Raw genomic sequence first — 19,197 nt, 5'->3', positions numbered from 1 at the left:
CACACAAGTATTTGATTTCTTGGATAATTTCGGATTTTTGAATGATGCTGGGCGTTACACTCGAATGAGTGCCTTTTTTTGCCGATTGCAATTGGAGCTTACGGATTGTACCGGCTTATAGGAGCAATTGGTGGCGAGGCCGTTTTAGTTGTCGTGAGTCCTTCACAACTCTCGGTTCTTTACCATAAAACAGGAGAAGAAGTCTTGGTGCCGTATGAGAGCATCGTTTCATACGATTACAATGATTTCCGAGGGAATGCAAATTTGGGCTTCAAGCTGCAGGATGGAAACCGTTTCGGGCTTTCCATTAACTCCTATTTTCAGGATACCCGGAACTTCACAGAGATGGTTGCCGCATTTAAAGGAAGCTTTTATCACCACCAACATAATCAAGTCAGGAAAGGGGGGACGGCTGTTTAACTGCGTGGAAAACCATTTTTCGAAAGGTCTATTGCCTCCTTTGTCCTGGTGGGACTCCTTGTTGTGACAGCCGGTTTGACCCTTACAAGTTATGCCGGCACCAGTTCCGTACAATGGGGCCGCCTCATAGGACTGTATGGAACGCTGATTGCCTATTTAGGCGCTTGGATGCGGGCAAAGGACAAGCGTCGTGAATAGCCTATTTTCGTTGTACTCTGCGAATCTTTCCCGGCCCGCCTGCTGTTTACCTTCGCATTCCAACCTGATTATCGAAAGACTACTTTCTTGCTGTTACCCCAACACTTCGAACAAAAAATCGGCTTCACCACGCTCCGCGAGCAGCTTGAAGCCAACTGCCTGAGCGCCCTGGGCCGTCAATACGTGGCCCGTATGGAGTTCCAGCCCAGGCACGAGCCGCTGCTGAAGCTGCTGCAGCAGGCCGATGAATTCACCTTTCTGCTGCGCTCCGGCGCCGACTTCCCGGCCTCGCACTACTACGACCCCAAAGCCCACCTCAAGCGCGCCGCCCTGCCGGGGGCGTGCCTCGACGTGGCCGCGTTTTTTGAGGTGAAGATGAGCCTGCGTACCATCCGTCAGGCCCTCACCTTTTTCAGCGACGCCGATGCCAGCCTGTACCCCACGCTGCGCCTGCTGGGCATTGGCGTGCAGGTAGACCGGAATTTGCTGGCTGCCATGGACAAAGTGGTGGACGACGAGGGCGCCGTGCGCGACGACGCCAGCCCGCTGCTGCGCCAGATTCGGCAGGAGTTGATTGCCCGCCAGGGCCAGCTGCGCAAGCAGATTGCCGGCATCCTGCGTCACGCCAAAACCGAGGGCTGGATTCCCAGCGACGCCGAGCCCACCATTCGCGGCGGGCGGCTGGTGCTGCCGGTTATTGCCGAGCATAAGCGGAAGGTGAAAGGATTGATTCACGACGAATCGGCCTCGGGCCAAACAGTATACATCGAGCCGGAAGCCGTTTTTGAGCTCAACAACGACATCAAGGACCTCGACAATGCCTACCACCGCGAGCTGATTCGCATTCTCACGGCCCTCACCGACCAGCTGCGCCCGCACCTGCCGGACCTGCGCCGTGCGTATTCCTACCTGGGCCTCATTGACTTTATTCGGGCCAAAGCAAGACTGGCCGTTTCGCTCGACTGCCAGCTGCCCGTGCTGCACAACAAGCCGCTGCTGAAGTGGCACGGCGTGCGCCACCCGCTGCTGCAGCTGGCCTTTGCCCAGCACAAGCGCGATAGTGGGGACGCCCGCGAAGTGGTGCCGCTCGACCTGGAGCTGAACCACGAGCAGCGCATTCTGGTGATTTCGGGGCCCAACGCGGGCGGCAAGTCGGTGAGCCTGAAAACTGTGGGTCTGGTGCAGTTTATGCTGCAAATGGGCCTGCTCATCCCGTGCGCCGACAACTCCGAAGCGGGCGTGTTCGAGGATATTTTCCTGGACATCGGCGACGAGCAGAGTCTGGAAAATGACCTGAGTACGTATTCTTCGCACTTGCTGGCCATGAAGCAGTTTCTGCTGCTGGCGGGCAAAAAGAGCCTGGTGCTGATTGACGAATTCGGCACCGGCACCGAGCCCAGCCTGGGCGGCGCCATTGCCGAGGCCGTGCTTGAAGGACTCAACCGGGCGCGGGTGTACGGCGTGATTACCACGCACTACACCAACCTGAAAAATTTCGCTGAGCGCACGCCGCACCTTGTGAACGGCGCCATGCGCTACGACCCCGACAAGCTCCAGCCGCTCTATCGCCTGGAAGTGGGCAAGCCGGGCTCGTCGTTCGCCATCGAAATTGCCCGGAAAATCGGCCTGCCGAAGGAAGTAGTGGAGCGCGCCACCCAGCTGGTGGGCAAGGACAAAATCCGCTACGACCGCCTGCTCGAAGGCCTCGAAAAGGATAAGCTGGAGCTGGAAACCCGTACCGCCGAGGCTGCCAAAGCCGAAAAGCGCCTCAAGCGCGCCGCTCAGGAGTACACCGACCTCAAGCAGCACCTCGAAGACACGCGCCTCGAAACCCTGCGCACTGCCAAACAGCAGGCCAAAGCCCTGCTGGTGAACACCAACCAGCAAATCGAAGCCACGATTGGCGAAATCCGGCGCGGCAATGCCGAAAAGGAAACCAACAAAGCCGCCCGCGAAAAGCTGGAAACCTTCGTGCGCCAGGAGCTCCAGATTGAGCCGCCCAAGCCCAAAGCCACCCGCGAGCGCGCCGAGGCGGGCGACCTTCGCCCCGGCGACAAAGTGGCCTTGTTCGGCCAGGACGGGCACGGCGAAGTGGTGAGCGTGAAGGGCAACACCGCCGAAGTCATGTTCGGCGGCATGAAAACGCTCACCAAGCTCAGCCAGCTGGAGAAGCTGGGCCGGGCCGAAATCCGGGAGCGGGAGCTGGCCGCCAAGGCCAAAAGCGGCCGGCTCGGCGGCGGCGGCTCCGGCGGCGGCAACGGCATCAACATCACCGACCGCATGGCCGGCTTCAGCCCCACGCTGGACCTGCGCGGCGAACGCGCCGAAGATGCCCTCACCAAAACCATGAGCTTCGTGGACGACGCCGTGATGCTGGGCATGCCCGAAATCAAGTTCCTGCACGGCCGCGGCAACGGCGTGCTCCGCCAGGTGGTGCGCGACTACCTGCGCTCGCAGCGCGCCGTGGCCAGCGTGGCCGACGAGCACGCCGACCGCGGCGGCGACGGCGTGACCATTGCCGTGCTGAAGTAGCAAATGGAAACTGATTCTATCGAGGAAATAGGGATTGATGAACATGGCCGGTTATTCATCAGGCCATTAAATCATCATTTCCCTATGATTTGGCGCTCAGGTACCGAAGTCCATTGGGATGCGAAGCAGTTATTTCTCCACTCGCCGAAGCCGAGAGAATGGTCATATCTAGATTGGTATAAGCACATTATTTCAGTTGTTAAGGAAGGAGATGGTGGAAATTGTGAGCTTTGCCCAATAGGTAGCACATTATGGACTAACGTCCCTACAGAACTTCAGCGACAAATCTTGAATTCGCTAGAGGTATTGAGTTGAATCAATATCAGTTTAACAGTTTCTATAATCAAAAAAAGCGGTTCCTGATGCAGGAGCCGCCTTTTTTGGTGTCAGGTGGGAAGGACTACTCCACTACCACACGGCTCACCTGGGTAGCTTCGGGCGTGGTTACCTGCACCAGGTACAGGCCCGCCTTTAGGGCCGTGGCGTCGATGGTGAGGTCGGTGCCAGTCAGGGGCTGGGTCTGGGTCAGGACCACGCGGCCGGTGGCGTCGCGCAACACCACGGTGGCGGTGCGGGCGGCCGTGCTGGCCAGGTGCAGCTTGAAGCTGCCGCGGGTGGGGTTGGGGTACGCCTGCATGGTGCTGGCCTGCACGGTGCCGGTGCGGGTGGCCAGGGCCAGGCGGCACAACGTGAAGCCGGTGTTGGGCTGGGCCGCGATGCGGGCGGCGTATTCCTGGTAGTACTGGTTGGTGATGAGGTTGTCGTGGATAACCAGCGTGTTTTCGTCGTTCTCTATGTCGGCCGAGGCCGTCCAGTTGTGCGAGCCCACGAATACGGTGGGGTCCGACTGCGGTGCGCCGGCGTCCACAATCAGCGTTTTGTGGTGCATGATGCCCGGCAGCTTGTCGAGGAGGTAGCGGGTGCCCATGCCCGCCCGAATGGTGCGGAACACGAAGCCAGCCACGCCGCTGGTGTCGTTGGTAAGGCCATCGGAGCAGGCGGCGATGTTGCGCAGAGACACCTGCTCGGCCAGGGCGCGGCCAATGTCGGTGCGGGTCACCAGCATGGAGAGCACGTGCAGGTCGTTGTCGGCCGTGCGAATGGTCTCGATGAGGCGGGTATTCACGTTGTCGGTAGGCGAAAACCACGACTCCACCTTCTTGCCGCCAATGACGAGGTAGTGGGGCGTGTTGTCGGTCTTGCGCGACCCAAACAAGGCCGTGCCGGGCGTGGTGGTGGCGCTGCCCCACATTTCCTCAAACTCGATGGTGTACACGCGGGCCAGACTCTGGTCCTGCACCGCGATGGCGTTGTTGCGGTCGGTGCTGAGCTGGGCGGTGGTCCAGTTGGTCGAGCCCGTCCACACCACCGGCACGTTGGGGTTGGTGCTGTTGGCATCAATCACCACAAACTTGTTGTGCATGATGCTGGTGGTGTTCACCGTGCCGCCGGCGGGGCGAAACACGCGGGCAATGGCGGGGGTGAGGCCGGCAATGCTAAAGTTGGAGTTGTCGTCTTCGTAGATAACGCGCACCTTCACGCCGCGGGCGTGGGCCGCGTTCACGGCATTCAGAATGGTGACGCTGTTCCAGTTGTAGATGGTAATGTCCAGCGTCTGCTGGGCGCGGCCGATGTACTTGGCCAGGGTATCGGCAATGCTGCCGTTGGGCGTGTAGGTAGCTTTATTGTTGGGCAGCGCCAGCGTGTTGTCTACGGGTTGGGTGAAGTAGGTTTTCATGCGGCCCGACGAGAGCGAAGCCGTAATCATGGGGGTCACGCGCGACTCGGAGCGGCCGGTGGCGTTCACCGAAACCGCCTGCACGTAGTACACCGTGGCGGGCTGCAGGCCGGTGAGTACCACGCTGTGCTGGGTGCCGGTGCCGGCGGCATTCACCAGAAACGGCTGGCCGGCGGGCGGCGTGCTGCCAATGGGCACGGGCACGGTGGTGTAGCTAATCTGGGCGCTGCCGGGGTTTTGGGTGGTGAAATTCACCGTGAAGCCCGTGGTGCTGATGTTGGTGGGGGTGGGGGCCGAAGTCAGGTTGGGCGTGTTGCCCTGAATGAAGTCGCCGTAGGTGCGGTTCAGCATCTGGTAGCCGCCCGTGGTGGAGGTAGTTGTGGAAGCGTACTGGCTGATGATGCCCACCGCGTCGAAGGTGCCGGTTGGGCTGGGCTTGCCCACCAGGCCGTTGGGGCCAGTGGAGTTGGCGTTGACGTAGGTTACGAGCGCCGAATTGTTGTTCAGGCGGTAGGTGGTGTTGGCCGAGAAAGCCGTGACCAGCGCGCCGCCGGTGGTGTTCACCGACGTCAGGCCATTCAGCCGCACCAGCTGCCCTTCGTACTGCTCGGCGTAGGCGGCCGAGAAGTTGGCGGCAGTGAACACCACGGGCGCAGGCAGGGGGCGGTTGCCGGCCAGCACCGTTAACGAATTCACGGGGTCAATTTCGAGCAGGCCGCGGAACATTTTCAGCCCTCCGGTTACCAGAATGCTGTCGCCGGGCACCAGGCTGTTCACCGTAGTGGCCAGGGTTCCGGAGGTGGTGGTGTACACGCCAATGCCGGCCGTGCCATCCTGAATGTACCGGATGATGCTCACGCCAGAGCCCAGCTCCACGCCGTTGGTCACGATGCCGCGCACCGTCACGACGGGGCCCTGCACGTTGTTGGCGGTAGGGGCTTGGGCCCGCGCCGCCGCGATGGAAATAGAAGTTTGGGCCTTGGCGGCCTGCCACGAAGTAGCACAGGCCAACAACGCCAGAAGAGTAAATTTCTTCATAAACACAATATAAAGAGTGAGTGGAACAAGGCACGGGTAAGCAAGACTACAAAGATGCCGAATTAAGACCGAACCGATTGGACATGAGCAACTGCTGGTACTTCCCGGGAGCTGGGTTTTTGGTTACGCCCGCTGGGCATGATGGTGGGCGCTGTTTAAGTAGTAAAACAGAGTAGCCGTATTTTCCAGGCCGTCATGCCGAGCGAGCCGAGGCATCTCGCTCGTTTCGTTGGACGGTGCGAGCGCGATGCCTCGGCTGCGCTCGGCATGACGGCCTGGAAATTATGACAGCTGGCGCGGGGGAGATGCTTCGGCAAGCTCAGCATGACGTGCTGATAGATTTTGGCAACTCGCTGAACAGCACTACAAAATGTTGACTTCCGGGTGCAGCTCGATGCCAAACTGCTGGCTTACGGAGGAGATTATTTCCTGGGCTAATTGCCGCAGGTCGTTGCCGGTGGCACCGCCGTGGTGCACCAGCACCAGGGCCTGGCGGTCGTGCACGCCGTGGGTGCCTTCGCCGGGGCCGCGGCGCAGCCCTTTCCAGCCGGCCCGCTCAATGAGCCAGCCCGCGGGCACCTTTACGCCGCCGGGCACGGGGTAGCCGGGCAGGTCGGGGTGTTCGCCTTTGAGCTGGTCAAACTTGGCCTGCGACACCTCCGGATTCTTGAAGAACGAGCCGGCATTACCCACCTGCGCGGGGTCGGGTAGCTTGGAGCGGCGGATGTGCACCACGGCGCGGCTCACTTCCTGCGGCGTGGGTTCGCCTTCGATGCCCAGTTCGGCCAGGGTTTCGGCGATGGCGCCGTAGCGCACGTTGGGGGCGTACCCGGCGGGTTGGCCCAGGCGGTGCAGGCGCAGCGCCACGGCCGTAACCACGTACTGGTTTTTGAGCACGTTTTTGAACACGCTTTCGCGGTAGCCGAAGCCGCAGTCGGCCGCGCTGAACACCCGCACCTCGCCCGTGGCCAGCGCCAGGGCCTCCAGGTGGTCGAAGGTGTCGCGCAGCTCGGCTCCGTAGGCGCCGATGTTCTGGAGCGGGGCCGCGCCCACCGTGCCGGGTATGAGCGAGAGGTTTTCGATGCCGCTCAGGCCCTGGTCGAGGGCGTATTCCACGAGGCCGTGCCAGCTTTCGCCGGCGCGGCCCGCAGCAGGGCCGTGTTATCGGAGGCGTCCTCGCTGAGAATCTGCAGGCCGAAAATCTCGTTTTTGAGCACCACGCCGTCGAAGTCTTGGGTGAAGAGCAGGTTAGAGCCGCCGCCCAGAATGAGCTTCTCGGCGGCCTGCACCTGGGGAAGCTGCAGCAGCTGGCGCAGCTCATCGGCCGAGGCGAAGCGGGCAAAGTAGCGGGCCTGCACGTCGAGGCCAAAGGTGTTGTAGGAGCGGAGGGAGACGTTTTCTTCGAGGAGCAGCATCATGGCCGCAAAGGTAACGGACGATGCAGCCCGACGCGAGCCCTTTACCGCACGCGGTAGCCGCTCACGGCGTAGTGCAGCAGGTAGGCGTAGCAGGCCACCGGCACCAGAAACGCTACGCGCAGCCCACCGCCGTGGGTGGCCAGCCAGCCCATCAGCAGCGGTATCAGCGCGCCCCCCACAATGGCCATGATGAGGTAGGAAGAACCTTTTTTGGTGAAGGGGCCGAGCCCTTTGATGGCCAGCGGAAAAATTACCGGCCACATAATGGAGTTGCACAAGCCGCAGAGCACGATGAGCCAGAGCGAGGCCTCGCCGCGCAGCAAAATGGAGCCCAGCACCAGAAGCATGCCCGCGCCGCACACTCCTACCAGCAGGCGGCGGTCATTGAGCCGGCGCAGCAGCGGAATGCCCACGATGCGGCCCAGCATCAGCCCAAACCAGTAGGAGGCCACCAGTACCGCGCCCACGGCCGCCGTGAAGCCGTGCGTGGTATCAATGGGCAGCGGGGCTTGCCCGATGACGAGCAGGCCGTAGTTGGTTACCGCATTCAGGGACTGCACCAGGGTCTGGGTGAAGGGACTCAGCTGGGCAATCTGCTGCGACTGGCCGTAGCGAATGAGGAAGTCGCCTAGCCCTACTTCCACGCCCACGTAGAAAAAAATGGCCCCCACGCCCAGGACAAGGTGCCGAAAGTCGAGGGCCGAAGTCCGGCCTTCCAGCAAGGCGGCGTCGGCCTGCACGGTTTCCTCATCGGCCGGAATACTTTCGAGCTTGGGCAGGCGCACGATGAAAAAGAGCAGCGCCAGCGCCGCCAAAAAGCAAGCCAGCCCCAGGTAAGGCGTTTTGACCAAGGCCGCTTCCTGGGCCAGCCGCTGGCCCAAGGGCAGGGCCGCGAGCTGTTTCTTTAGCAGCTCGGCGCTGCCAAATAGCAGCAGCCCGCCCACCAGCGGCGAAAGGGTGCCGCCCAGGCCATTGGCCACGCCCACAATGCTGATGCGGCTGGCAGCCTGCCGGGCCGGCCCCAGCACCGAAACGTACGGGTTGGCCGCTACCTGCAGCAGCGTGATGCCCGCACCCAACAAGCTCAGGCCGGCCAGAAACAGACCGTAGGCCCGGGCTTCTGCCGCCGGCACAAACAGCAGCGCCCCGCCGGCCATAATCACCAGCCCCAGCACAATGCCCCGCTGGTAGCCAATGCGCTCTAGCACGTAGCCCGCGGGCAGCGACATCAGGAAATAGGCAATGAAAAACGCGAACGGTATCAGCGAGGACTGCAAATCCGTGAGCTGGCACACGTCCTTGAGGTAGGGCATGAGCACTCCGTTGAAGTTGGTGACGGCGCCGAAGAGGAAGAACAGCGTCGTCATCAGCACCATGGGGCCGGCGTAGGAGCGGGCGGGCGCGGCCGTGGCAACGGAGGAGGAGGAAGAAGGAGCGAGGGCCATAGGTGCGTAGCGCATGCTTTCGCTTGCGCCCAGTTGGAAGATGACGGGTTTGATGGCGCAAGCTAAAGCATGCGCTACACTTTCTGCCGACCTTTGCCGGACTATGCACCTTACCGCCACCACCCAATTCGGCCTGGAAGAACTGCTCGCCGACGAGCTCCACGCCCTCGGAGCCGACATCACGCACATCGGCAGCCGCGCCGTGGAGTTCATCGGCGACCACCGCCTGCTCTACGAAACCGCACTGTGGAGCCGGCTGTCCATGCGCCTGCTGCGGCCCTTCGCTGCGTTCCACGCCGCCGACGAAAAGGGGCTGTACCGCGAGGTGAGCCGCATCGACTGGCAGGATTTCATTGGCCCCGGCCAAACCTTCGCCATCACCTCGGTGGTGAACCGCTCCACCTTCGAGCACTCGCTGTTCGTGGCCCAGCTCACCAAGGACGCCATCGTGGACCAGTTCCGGGAGCGTACCGGCGAGCGCCCCAGCGTGGACACCCGCACCCCCGACGTCCGCCTGCACTTGCGCATGTCGGAAAACGACGTCATCCTGAGCCTTGACGCGGCCGGCGACTCCCTGCACCGCCGCGGCTACCGCCAGCATACCAACGAAGCCCCGCTGAACGAGGTGCTGGCCGCCGGCCTGGTGCTGCTCTCCGGCTGGAACGGCAAAACGCCGCTCATCGACCCGCTGTGCGGCTCGGCCACCATTCTCACCGAAGCCGGCCTCATCAGCCAGCGCATCGCGCCCGGCCTGTTCCACCAAGGCAAGTTTGGGTTTGAAAACTGGTACGATTTCGACCCCGAGCTCTGGAGCCAAGTGCGCGAGGAAGCCAAAGCCCAGCGCCTAGAAGAACCCCAGGCCTACCTCGCCGGCTCCGACCTCGACCCCAAGGTCATCGACATGGCCGCGGCCAACATCACGGCCGCCGGGCTGGAGGACTGCATCCGCCTCTCGGTGCGCGACGTGAAAGACGCCGTGGCCCCGGCCCAGCAGGAGCCCGGCATCGTGCTCACCAACCCGCCCTACGGCGAGCGGATAGGGGAGGAGGCCGAGATGGCCGCTCTGTATAAAACCATCGGGGATTCGCTGAAAACGAATTTTCAGGGGTACAATGCCTTTGTGTTTACCGGTAATCTGGAAGCGGCGAAGAGTATTGGGCTGAAGCCGGCGCGGCGCACTCCGCTGTTTAACGGGCCGATTGACTGCCGGCTGCTGAAGTATGAGTTGTACCGGGGGAGCCGGCGGGCGCCGTCACCTCACCCCCCGGCCCCCTCTCCCGCGGAGAGGGGGAGCCACGGCGGCGCGGACGAAAAAGAAAGCGGATGATGCAGTAAGTACAGTCGTCAGGCTCCCCCTCTCCGCAGGAGAGGGGGCCGGGGGGTGAGGTGACGGCAGCCGGCGTAACTTCCCAAAATGGAAACCCCGCGCGCCGTTTCCTCTGGACCCGAAGATGTTGCCAACTTCGTGTTCACCACCGAAGTGAATCCCTGGCGCAAGCATCTCAAAGATTTTGCCCGCCAAAACCGCAACCAGCCCACCGAGGCTGAAAACGTTTTGTGGCAGGCGCTGCGCAATTCCAAACTTGGCGTCCGCTTCCGCCGCCAACATGCTATTGATGGGTACATCGTGGATTTTTTCTGCACCCGCGCCTTCCTCATAATCGAACTCGACGGTGAAATTCACCTCGCTTCCGACCAAGCCGAATACGATACCGGCCGTACCTTCACGCTAACGGAATTAGGCTACCGCGAACTGCGTTTCACCAATCAATAAGTGCTAAATTACTTGGCCGAAGTCTTAGCCATCATCACCGACAATCTACACCTCACCCCACACCCCAACGGGTCGTCAGGCGCCCCCTCTCCGCAGGAGAGGGGGCCGGGGGGTGAGGTGACCCGCCCGAACATGCCCGAACTAGCCACCGCCCCGCCCATCATGCAAGCCGCCCGCCAGGCCCTGAAACGGTACTATGGCTACGACAACTTCCGCCCCATGCAGGGCGACATCATCCAGCACATTCTGGCCGGGAAAGACACCGTGGTGCTCATGCCCACCGGCGGCGGCAAGTCGGTTTGCTTTCAGATTCCGGCCGTGGTGTCGGAGGGCACGTGCATCGTGGTTTCGCCCCTCATTGCCCTGATGAAGGACCAGGTGGAAGCGCTGAAAGCCAACGGTATTGCGGCTGCCTACATCAACAGCAGCGTGGGCCAATCGGAGGCCAACGACATTGCCCGCGCCGCCACGGGCGGCTACCTCAAGCTGCTCTATGTTTCGCCCGAGAAGCTGCTAAGCGACGGCTTTCTGCAGTTTCTGACGCGGGTCAACATCAGTCTCTTTGCCATTGACGAGGCGCACTGTATTTCGAGCTGGGGCCACGATTTCCGGCCGGAGTACACGCAGCTGGGCCAACTGCGCACGCACTTCCCTAGCACGCCCATCATCGCCCTCACGGCCACGGCCGACCGCCTCACGCAGCGCGACATCAAAACCCAGCTCAACCTCGCCGAGCCCAAGGTTTTCCTGTCCAGCTTCGACCGGCCCAACATCAACCTGCTCGTGCGCCCCGGCCAGGACCGCATCAATTCGGTGCTCGACTACATTGCCCGCCACCCGCAGGACCCCGGCATCATCTACTGCCTTTCGCGCAAAACCTGCGAAACCGTAGCCCAGAAGCTCATTGCCAAGGGCATCAAGGCCGGCCACTACCACGCCGGCATGACGCCCCTGCAGCGCGGCAAGACCCAGGAAGCCTTTTTGCAGGACGACCTGCAGGTGATTGTGGCCACCATCGCCTTCGGCATGGGCATCGACAAGAGCAACGTGCGCTGGGTGATGCACTACAACCTGCCCAAAAACATCGAAGGCTATTACCAGGAAATCGGCCGGGCCGGGCGCGACGGCTCGCCCGCCACCGCCATCCTGTTCTACAGCTTCGCCGACGTGATGCAGATGCGCGAGATGGTGACCAAGGACGTGCCCGCGCGCCAGGCCCAGCTCAACACCGCCAAGCTGGAACGCATGCAGCAGTTTGCGGAAGCTGCCAGCTGCCGCCGCAAAATCCTGCTCAACTACTTCTCCGAAACCCTGCCGCAGGACTGCGGCAACTGCGACATCTGCCGCAACCCGCCCACGACTTTTGACGGGACGTTGATTGCCCAGAAAGCGCTGTCGGCGGTGTTCCGCAGCCGCGAGAAAGTTGCTATCAACCTGCTGATTGACATCCTGCGCGGCATGCGCAACCAAGCCGTGCTGCAAGGCGGCTACGACCAGATAAAAACCTATGGCGCGGGTTCCGATTTGCCCTACCTAGACTGGTACAGCTACGTGCACCAGATGCTGAACGACGGCCTGTTCTACATTGCCTACGAGGAAGGTTACGCCCTGAAAATCACCGAGCGCGGCCACGAAGTATTGAAAGGCCAGCTCAACCTGCCCCTCAAGAAATTTCAGCCCGCCGAGAAAGCCGAACGCCCCACCCGTGCCGGCAAGAAAGCGGCCAATGCCGCCGCCAGCACCGCCTTCGGCACGCCCGAGGCGCAGTTGTTCGACAAGTTGCGCAAGCTCCGCAAATCCATTGCCGACGAGCAGGGCGTGCCGCCCTACGTGGTGTTCAGCGACGCCACGCTCCAGGAAATGGCCACCGAACGCCCCGTGAACCGCGTGGGCATGTTGGGCATTTCGGGCGTGGGCATGAAGAAGTTCGAGACCTACGGCGAAAGCTTCATTCGCCTCATTCTGGAAGATGGCGGCGGGGCCGTGCCCTCCGATTCGGATAACATGTTCAGCGAGCCGCGCCCCCGCGTGGCCGTGGCCGAAAAGCCCGTGAGCGACTCCGAGGACGCCACCATCCAGTTCCACCAGATGGGCCTCACCCCGGAGGACATTTCCGAGCGCCGCGGCCTGGCCCTGAGCACCGTGAAAACGCACCTCTACAACGCCTACGCCAAGGGCCGCGAGCTGCGCATCCACGACTTCGCTTCCGACGCAGAGCTGGCCGAAATCTTCACCGCCCGCGCCCAACTCGGCGGCGACCCCACCTTGCGCGACCTGTTCGACCACCTGCGCGAGAAGTACGACTACTTCCAGCTGCGCATGGCGGCGTTGTACCACAAGCGCCTGCGCGGGCAGGGATAGGACCGATGAAAAGTTTCTTGCTGTTTGCGTTTTGTCTATCTCTTAGTCGCTTAACTTGCTCTGGACAATCCGTTAGCAAGGCGGATAGTCTGCAGTTGATGGCCGCAACTGATAAGTTTTTTGCACTTATAGACAATCCTGATAAGATTTTTTTTAAAGCAATGGCGGCTCCTAAAATACTTTGCCTCGGTTGTGAAGGAGCTTTCTCACCTGGACACAATTCCTATCATGTAAGTAGAAGCGAATTTTTTGAAAAATATTTGCGCACTTTTCAAAAGAATGAAAACGTTAGGCGGGCCCGTTTGAAAAAGGGTGTCAGCGTGATTTTTCAGAAGCAAGTGCCTGATTTTTTGCTGCTGATAACTACTTGGTTACCTAATGAATATGCTAAAGGTCACGAAGGTGCGCAAATTGGGCTTCACTTTATCAAGCGTGACGGTGACTTCTACTTTGCTGGTATAGAAAGCATCCCCTAAAAGGATTATAAAGGCTAAAGTGGTGGGCAGAAAATTATTAGCTAAGTGAATTAGTAACTTCGTGCTTGCGTTGCTAACTTCACCAGCCGAATCTGCGTTGAACCAAGCGCTATTCCCGGCTGCTGCCTCCCCGATGATTAATACTAACCTCAAGTTTTGCCGGCGTGAACTGGCCCTCACGCAGGCCCAGATGGCCGACAAGCTCGGCATCAAGCGCTCCCTGGTGGGCGCCTACGAAGAGGGCCGCGCCGAGCCCCGCCTCGCCACCCTCGTCAACATGTCCCGCCTGTTCGGCATCACGCTCGACCAGCTGGTAACCACCGACTTTAGCAAACGCAAGAACGCCAAAGCCATTGGGGCCATGCGCGCTCAGGAGCCCGTGGCCGCCAATGCCGACGATGACACCGACCCGCCCACCGCCCCCGCTGGCGGCAAGCTCCGCGTGCTGGCCTTCACCGTGGATAAGGACCAGAACGAGAACATCGAGCTGGTGCCCCAGAAAGCCGCTGCCGGCTACCTCAACGGCTACGCCGACCGTGAGTACCTGGAGGTGCTGCCCAAGTTCCGGCTGCCCATGCTCTCCCAAACCGGCACCTACCGGGCCTTCGAAATTGCCGGCGACTCCATGCTGCCCATCGCAAGCGGTACCGTTATCGTGGGGCGTTACGTGGAAGACTGGGCTACCGTGAAGGACGGTACGCCGTGCGTGGTGGTGAGCAGCAAGGACGGCATCGTGTTCAAGCGCGTGTTCAACAAGCTGCGTTCCGGCGCCATGTTTGTGCTGCACTCCGACAACCCCCACTTCACGCCCTACGACATCAACGTGGACGACGTGCTCGAAATATGGGAAGCCAAAAGCTACATCAGCAGCACCTTCCCCATTGCCGAGCTTTCGCTGGAGCTGGTAGCCAGCCTCGTGCTCGACCTGCAGCAGCAGGTGGCCCTTCTCAAAAAAGCCTGATAATTACGCGCTAAGTGTCAGATGGCAACCCCTTCCGTGCAAACGGAAGGGGTTTTCTGTGGTCGGGTGTTGCTTGGCTGGCGTTACGCCGGGCTGCTCTCCCAGTGCCCGGTCAAGCAAGATTGTGCGTTACAATAGTTAACAAAGGAGTGCGCGGGCCCGTATGCGGTGCACGCCAACCCTTACTGTTTTCGCTCCATGTTCAAGTACATTTCCGCCGCCGACCGCCACCATGCTGCTCCTGCCGCCTGGCTCAGCAGCTATTTCCTGTTCTCATTTGCCGATTATTTCGACCGTGACAACATGCATTTTGGCCCGCTGCGGGTGTTCAACGACGACAGTGTAGCGGCTCAGTCGGGCTTTCCACAGCATCCGCACTCGGAAATGGAAATTGTGACGCTGGTCCTGGAAGGCGAAATCACGCACCAGGACACGATGGGCAACAAAACGACCATCAAGGCCGGGGAGGTGCAGCGCATGACCGCCGGCACCGGCCTGGCCCATTCCGAGTTCAACCGCCAGGACGAGCCCCTGCAGTTGTACCAGCTGTGGTTTATTCCGGGCCAAAAAGGCCTAGCCCCCAGCTACGAGCAAAAAGACCTCGGCTTTATGAGTGGAAACAAAAACGAGCTGGTGCCGCTCGTGACCGGCCAAAAAGTGCTGGAAGACGTGGTGTATATGAATTCCAACAGCACGGTGTACTGGTCCAATCTTGACGAAGGCAATGAAATTGAGTTCAAGACATTCCCCATCCGCATGACTATGATTTACGTCAAGGAAGGCTCCATTTTTGTGAATGGCACCGAGTTGGGACCCAACGACCAGGCCCGCATGACCGACGACGACGTTGTGCACGTGCGCGCCACCAAAGACGCCCAGTTCATCCTCATCGACCTGCCCGCCAACGAGGCCAACTACTAGGGGTTATTCTCGTAGTTGTTCAATAAAAAAGGCCGGATACTATCCGGCCTTTTGTTGTCCCAGGGGTGCTAAAGAAGCACAAAGCAACTTGATGCAGGTGGATTAATCAGGCTTAAAAGTTGTAGGAAATGCCTGCCGAATAGCCAGTCGACTTGCCAATGTTGCGGCCCGCTACGTAGGTGCTGGCGCCCAGCACCACGCCCACGCCTTTGGCCAGGGGGCGGTAGAAACTGGCGCCCAGCCGGAGGAAATTGACGCGGGTGGAGGGGAAAAAGCCAGTGAAGCCTTCCTGCGAAATGTCGGTGCCGCCGTTCGATTCCTGAAACGAGGCGAAGCCTTCGATGTAGGTCTTGGGGCCGGCGTAGCCCACTTTGGCTTCGCCTACCAGGGCGTTGGGCACCAGGCCGGTGCGCAGGCTGTAGCCTACCTGGCCCGTGGCAAACACCCCGGAGCTGGTTTTAAGGTGGGTAACGCCCGAGGCCGTGTACTTGGTAGCCCGGTTGCCAATGGCGATGATGTAGCCGTAGCCAGTGTTTGTCTGGTAGTTGCTCATGGGAGTGCTGAAGCTCACCACGCCCAGTAAATCGATGATGCTGCCGCCAATTTCGCGGCTGTAGGACTTGAACTTGAGCAGGCCCGTGATGTCCTGCAGGCCCTGCCGCACGTTGGCGTAGCCCGCGTCGGGGTACAGCGCGTCCAGGTCGTTGATGACGGTGCTCATGGCCTTGCCCTTGGACTGGATGTAGGGCAGGCTCACAATAGCGTCAATCTTGTCGCTGAGGCCATACGTAGCGTAGAGGTTCACGGAATTGACGCGCACTTCCTGAAAAATGGGTACGCCGTCAATCTTATCGGGCGCCAGGTACACCGTTTCGTAGCGCTCCGTGGTGCCCGATACTACCACCGAGCCGTGGCCCTTGCCCGACATGAACCCGCTCACCAGGCTCTGGGCCTGCACCGATGAAGCCGTACCCGCCAATAAAACTGTTCCAAAAAGCAGTGCGGAAAATTTTTGCATAAAAAAGAGAATAAAAGAAAAGTAACAATTATGGGCACTCGGATTGAGTGCGAAACGCAATACCTGCGGGTGTTTTGTCCGGCAATTTACGGCTGAGATTAGGCTTCCGGATTTACCTTAGCGCAATCCAGGGGCACTATAAACACGTTTGTATTCAGGAGTTTGAGGCGAATGGATGGAATGTCTCGACAAACACAACTTTTTACCGGATGAAAAAATATTACCAATTGTCTGCCGCATTAGCGTTGAGCTTACTCGTACTGGGAGGCTGCGCAAAAAATGAAAAAGTTGACCCGTCTATCACAAATATTGCGGTCAGCAACCCCGATTTTCAAACCCTGGAAGATGCTGCTTTGCGCGGGGACGTGGCCGTGCTGCTCGGCAACAAAAACCCGAACGACCCCCAAGGCAACTACACTGTGTTTGCGCCCACCAACGAGGCGTTCGCGCGCCTGGGCCTGAACACCGCGCAGGACCTGACCGCGTTGCAGCAGCCGTTTCTGCGCAACACCTTGTTGTACCATGTCTTCAGTGGTTCGCTGCCCAGCAGTGGCCTCGCGTCCGGCACGTCCTCGCCCTCGGCGTTGGGGCCGCAGCGGCGCATCATTCGCCGGGCCGATGGCACCCTGTACGTCAACGGCTCCAAGATTCTGGCTACCGACGTGCGCGCCGCCAACGGCCTCATTCACCCCATCGACAAGGTGCTGCTCGCTACCGGCGCCGATGTGCTGAATTCGGCCCTGGCCCTGCAGAGCGCCAAGGTATTCGTGAAGCCTGAGCTGACCTTCCTGGTAGAGGCGGTGATATACGCCAACCTGACGGGCGCCCTCACGGGCTCGCCGGGCAGCGCGCCCCTCACCGTATTTGCCCCCACCAACCAGGCCTTCAAGGACCTGGGCGTGCTGCTGGGCGTGCCCCTCAACCAGCCCAGCGACATCCGCAAGCTGCCCGTGGCCACGGTGACCAAAGTGCTGCTCAACCACGTGGTGGGCGGCGCGCAGGGTGGCAAGTTCACCTCGGAGCTGCCCAACGGGAGCACGGTGGCCTCGGCCGGCGGCGACCCCGTAGCGTTCGGGGCTTTCAACAACGGCGTGCTCACCGTGAAAGGGGCCGGCAACGGGACGGCCGTGGCCAACATGGTGATTCCCGACGTGCAGTGCACCAACGGCGTGGTGCACGTCATCGACCGCGTGCTGCTGCCCTAGTGCAGGCTGGGGTTGTTATTTATGAATAGAAATGTTTCCCACAAATCGGTGGGGCATTTTAGTAAAGCGTTATGCTACAACGTGGCTTCGGTATTCTGGGGGTGTGGGCGTTGGGCAGTTGGCTGCTGGCCGTCGATGCCGTGGGGCAGACAGCCCCGGTGAATGGCCCGGAGCTGGCCGGCGTCTGGAAAGGGCCTTTGGCTATTCCCGGTGGCAGCCTGCCCATTCAGATTACTATCATTCGGCCAGGGGCTAATAAGCTGCTGGCTACCCTGGACTTATCGGCGAAGCGCCTGAACCGCATCCCGGCGTCGGTCACGTTTCGGGGCGACAGCGTGGTGTTTTTTTCGGCCGCTTCTGATTGTCGGTTTGTGTGCCTGCCCACCCCAGACGGGCAGGAGCTGCGCGGTACCTGGGCACAGCCCGGGCTGCGGGTGCCGCTGCGGCTGAGCCGGGTGGTGGGAGAGGCCCCGGCCACGTTTGCCGCCAGCAAGCCGGCCCTGGCCGCCACCACCTACCACACCGAACAGGTGAAAATAACCAGCCAGCCGGGCGATGTGCAGCTGGCGGGCTCCCTTAGCATTCCGGATGGCGTCGGGCCGTTTCCAGCGGTGCTGCTGCTTTCCGATATGGGCCGGCACGACCGCGACGCCCGCGTGGGAAACTACCGGTTTTTCGGAGACATGTCGCAGGTGCTGGCGCGCCAAGGCATTGCCGTGCTGCGCCTCGACGACCGGGGCGTGGGCCAGTCCAGCGGCGATGCCAGCCTGGCCACCTCCGCCGACCTGCTGCGTGACGCCCAGGCCGCCCTCACCTTTTTGCGAGTGCGCCCTAACATCGACCCGGCCCGCACGGGCCTGATTGGGCACGGGGAAGGCGGCAACATTGCCTTGCTGGCCGCTGCGCGGCCCGTGCCGCCCAGCTATGTGATAACCCTGGCCGCTTCGGGCCTGCCGGGGATGGACCTGCTGGCCAGCCAACCCGAGCCCGAAGCCAGCCCCGCCGATACCGCCCGGGCCGGCGCAGCGCGGCGCCAGGCCTGGGCCGAGGTGCTCGACAAAGCCGCCAAGCTCCGCACCAGTGGCTCCAACGCCGCGCAGGTGGAAACCTACATCACCCAGCAGCGCCTCAAATTCAAGAACGAGGAGCGCAAGCAGCAGGCCGCCACGCTTAAGTTCCGGCGGAACATGCTGGAGATAGTGCGGCAAACGGCCAACAATGACCAGGCGCAGGCCATTGTGGTGAACATGTTGCGTCAGCGCTACCCAAACCAGGACCCCGCCATTGCCCGCACCCGCGCCACCGAGCTCACCACGCCGTGGTCGCGCGACTACCTCCGGTTTGACCCCCAGGCTGCTCTGGCCGAGGTGCAGTGCCCCGTGCTGCTCCTCAACGGAACCGACGACCCGGAGGTCAACGCCGTGGCCAACCTGAGCGCCCTCGAAAAAGGCTTGAAAACAAACAAGCAGGTCGTGGCCCGCCGCTTGTCCAGCGTGAACCACTGGTTCCAAAAGCCAGCGGCGGAAATGCTACCAAACGCCAACGCCAACGTGGACCCCGTCATTTCCGGCGTCATGCTGGAAGCAGTACGCGACTGGGTTCTGCAGCAAACGGAAGTACAATAAAAACGCAATTACACAGCGTATCTGGGCCATAAAAGAGGGCGTCCCACTCAGTAGAACGCCCTCTTTT

General features: G+C 61.0%; 16 protein-coding genes. 11 read left to right on the top strand and 5 right to left on the bottom strand.

The genetic code is table 11. The annotated features are described in order from the left end of the window. Positions 1-78: 78 nt before the first annotated feature. The 3 genes from BEN47_RS20775 to BEN47_RS22800 all read left to right on the top strand — a co-directional run bounded on the left by BEN47_RS20775 (position 79) and on the right by BEN47_RS22800 (position 3,465). Positions 79-420, top strand: a complete 342-nt coding sequence (locus BEN47_RS20775) for a hypothetical protein (RefSeq protein WP_125921477.1) — start codon at positions 79-81, stop codon at positions 418-420. Between the two features lie 285 nt (positions 421-705). Continuing rightward, positions 706-3,150, top strand: coding sequence for an endonuclease MutS2 (locus tag BEN47_RS03815; protein ID WP_070725280.1), 2,445 nt, complete (start codon positions 706-708; stop codon positions 3,148-3,150). Positions 3,151-3,153: 3 nt separating this feature from the next. Then, positions 3,154-3,465 carry a hypothetical protein gene (locus BEN47_RS22800; protein WP_158010831.1) on the top strand — a complete coding sequence of 104 codons (312 nt, stop codon included), beginning with the start codon at positions 3,154-3,156 and terminating at the stop codon, positions 3,463-3,465. A gap of 85 nt (positions 3,466-3,550) precedes the next feature. Here BEN47_RS22800 and BEN47_RS03810 read toward each other — a convergent pair whose 3' ends face one another. The 4 genes from BEN47_RS03810 to BEN47_RS03800 all read right to left on the bottom strand — a co-directional run bounded on the left by BEN47_RS03810 (position 3,551) and on the right by BEN47_RS03800 (position 8,804). Then, complete coding sequence (locus BEN47_RS03810) at positions 3,551-5,926, bottom strand: phospholipase D-like domain-containing protein (protein WP_070725278.1); 2,376 nt, start codon at positions 5,924-5,926, stop codon at positions 3,551-3,553. Positions 5,927-6,289: 363 nt separating this feature from the next. Beyond that, entirely contained in the window at positions 6,290-7,042 is a 753-nt protein-coding gene (gene murB / locus BEN47_RS03805) for a UDP-N-acetylmuramate dehydrogenase (RefSeq protein WP_317039452.1), read from the bottom strand. Continuing rightward, positions 7,015-7,344: a hypothetical protein gene (locus BEN47_RS22590; RefSeq protein WP_317039451.1), complete on the bottom strand. Its 330-nt coding sequence runs from the start codon at positions 7,342-7,344 to the stop codon at positions 7,015-7,017. The genes murB and BEN47_RS22590 overlap by 28 nt, the downstream gene beginning before the upstream one ends. A 41-nt stretch (positions 7,345-7,385) precedes the next feature. Continuing rightward, the gene (locus BEN47_RS03800; protein WP_083322088.1) at positions 7,386-8,804 is read right to left on the bottom strand and encodes a sugar MFS transporter; all 1,419 of its coding nucleotides are present in this window, start codon (positions 8,802-8,804) and stop codon (positions 7,386-7,388) included. A gap of 88 nt (positions 8,805-8,892) precedes the next feature. Here BEN47_RS03800 and BEN47_RS03795 point away from each other — a divergent pair, with 88 nt between their 5' ends. The 6 genes from BEN47_RS03795 (at position 8,893) to BEN47_RS03770 (ending at position 15,282) form a co-directional block, all read left to right on the top strand. Beyond that, positions 8,893-10,116: a THUMP domain-containing class I SAM-dependent RNA methyltransferase gene (locus BEN47_RS03795; RefSeq protein ID WP_094122999.1), complete on the top strand. Its 1,224-nt coding sequence runs from the start codon at positions 8,893-8,895 to the stop codon at positions 10,114-10,116. Between the two features lie 87 nt (positions 10,117-10,203). Then, entirely contained in the window at positions 10,204-10,563 is a 360-nt protein-coding gene (locus BEN47_RS03790) for an endonuclease domain-containing protein (protein ID WP_083322087.1), read from the top strand. 12 nt (positions 10,564-10,575) lie between these two features. Then, positions 10,576-12,924, top strand: coding sequence for a DNA helicase RecQ (gene recQ / locus BEN47_RS03785; RefSeq protein WP_317039450.1), 2,349 nt, complete (start codon positions 10,576-10,578; stop codon positions 12,922-12,924). A 98-nt stretch (positions 12,925-13,022) separates the two neighbouring features. Next, positions 13,023-13,400, top strand: a complete 378-nt coding sequence (locus BEN47_RS20770; RefSeq protein ID WP_125921476.1) for a hypothetical protein — start codon at positions 13,023-13,025, stop codon at positions 13,398-13,400. A gap of 133 nt (positions 13,401-13,533) precedes the next feature. After that, positions 13,534-14,361: a LexA family transcriptional regulator gene (locus tag BEN47_RS03775; protein WP_070725274.1), complete on the top strand. Its 828-nt coding sequence runs from the start codon at positions 13,534-13,536 to the stop codon at positions 14,359-14,361. Positions 14,362-14,559: 198 nt separating this feature from the next. Beyond that, the gene (locus BEN47_RS03770) at positions 14,560-15,282 is read left to right on the top strand and encodes a pirin family protein (RefSeq protein WP_070725272.1); all 723 of its coding nucleotides are present in this window, start codon (positions 14,560-14,562) and stop codon (positions 15,280-15,282) included. A gap of 112 nt (positions 15,283-15,394) precedes the next feature. On the opposite strand, the gene BEN47_RS03765 is transcribed toward BEN47_RS03770, so the two are convergent. Beyond that, on the bottom strand, positions 15,395-16,300 hold the full coding sequence (locus BEN47_RS03765; RefSeq protein ID WP_070725269.1) for a hypothetical protein: 906 nt from the start codon (positions 16,298-16,300) through the stop codon (positions 15,395-15,397). A gap of 365 nt (positions 16,301-16,665) precedes the next feature. Here BEN47_RS03765 and BEN47_RS03760 point away from each other — a divergent pair, with 365 nt between their 5' ends. After that, the gene (locus BEN47_RS03760) at positions 16,666-17,505 is read left to right on the top strand and encodes a fasciclin domain-containing protein (protein WP_239691494.1); all 840 of its coding nucleotides are present in this window, start codon (positions 16,666-16,668) and stop codon (positions 17,503-17,505) included. 71 nt (positions 17,506-17,576) lie between these two features. Further along, the gene (locus tag BEN47_RS03755) at positions 17,577-19,130 is read left to right on the top strand and encodes an alpha/beta hydrolase family protein (RefSeq protein ID WP_083322085.1); all 1,554 of its coding nucleotides are present in this window, start codon (positions 17,577-17,579) and stop codon (positions 19,128-19,130) included. The last annotated feature ends 67 nt before the right edge of the window (positions 19,131-19,197 follow it).

This window comes from Hymenobacter lapidarius (assembly GCF_001816145.1).
GTDB classification, from domain to species: domain Bacteria; phylum Bacteroidota; class Bacteroidia; order Cytophagales; family Hymenobacteraceae; genus Hymenobacter; species Hymenobacter lapidarius.
This window is presented reverse-complemented; position numbering and strand designations above follow the sequence as displayed.

Bases quoted from the DNA above. Each gene is read 5' to 3' on its own strand.
- BEN47_RS03800 (WP_083322088.1), bottom strand. From the start codon at position 8,804: ATGCGCTACGCACCTATGGCCCTCGCTCCTTCTTCCTCCTCCTCCGTT.
- BEN47_RS03770 (WP_070725272.1), top strand. From the start codon at position 14,560: ATGTTCAAGTACATTTCCGCCGCCGACCGCCACCATGCTGCTCCTGCC.
- BEN47_RS03810 (WP_070725278.1), bottom strand. From the start codon at position 5,926: ATGAAGAAATTTACTCTTCTGGCGTTGTTGGCCTGTGCTACTTCGTGG.
- BEN47_RS03790 (WP_083322087.1), top strand. From the start codon at position 10,204: ATGGAAACCCCGCGCGCCGTTTCCTCTGGACCCGAAGATGTTGCCAAC.
- BEN47_RS22800 (WP_158010831.1), top strand. From the start codon at position 3,154: ATGGAAACTGATTCTATCGAGGAAATAGGGATTGATGAACATGGCCGG.
- BEN47_RS03755 (WP_083322085.1), top strand. From the start codon at position 17,577: ATGCTACAACGTGGCTTCGGTATTCTGGGGGTGTGGGCGTTGGGCAGT.
- BEN47_RS03765 (WP_070725269.1), bottom strand. From the start codon at position 16,300: ATGCAAAAATTTTCCGCACTGCTTTTTGGAACAGTTTTATTGGCGGGT.
- BEN47_RS03795 (WP_094122999.1), top strand. From the start codon at position 8,893: ATGCACCTTACCGCCACCACCCAATTCGGCCTGGAAGAACTGCTCGCC.
- BEN47_RS22590 (WP_317039451.1), bottom strand. From the start codon at position 7,344: ATGATGCTGCTCCTCGAAGAAAACGTCTCCCTCCGCTCCTACAACACC.
- BEN47_RS20770 (WP_125921476.1), top strand. From the start codon at position 13,023: ATGGCCGCAACTGATAAGTTTTTTGCACTTATAGACAATCCTGATAAG.
- BEN47_RS03775 (WP_070725274.1), top strand. From the start codon at position 13,534: ATGATTAATACTAACCTCAAGTTTTGCCGGCGTGAACTGGCCCTCACG.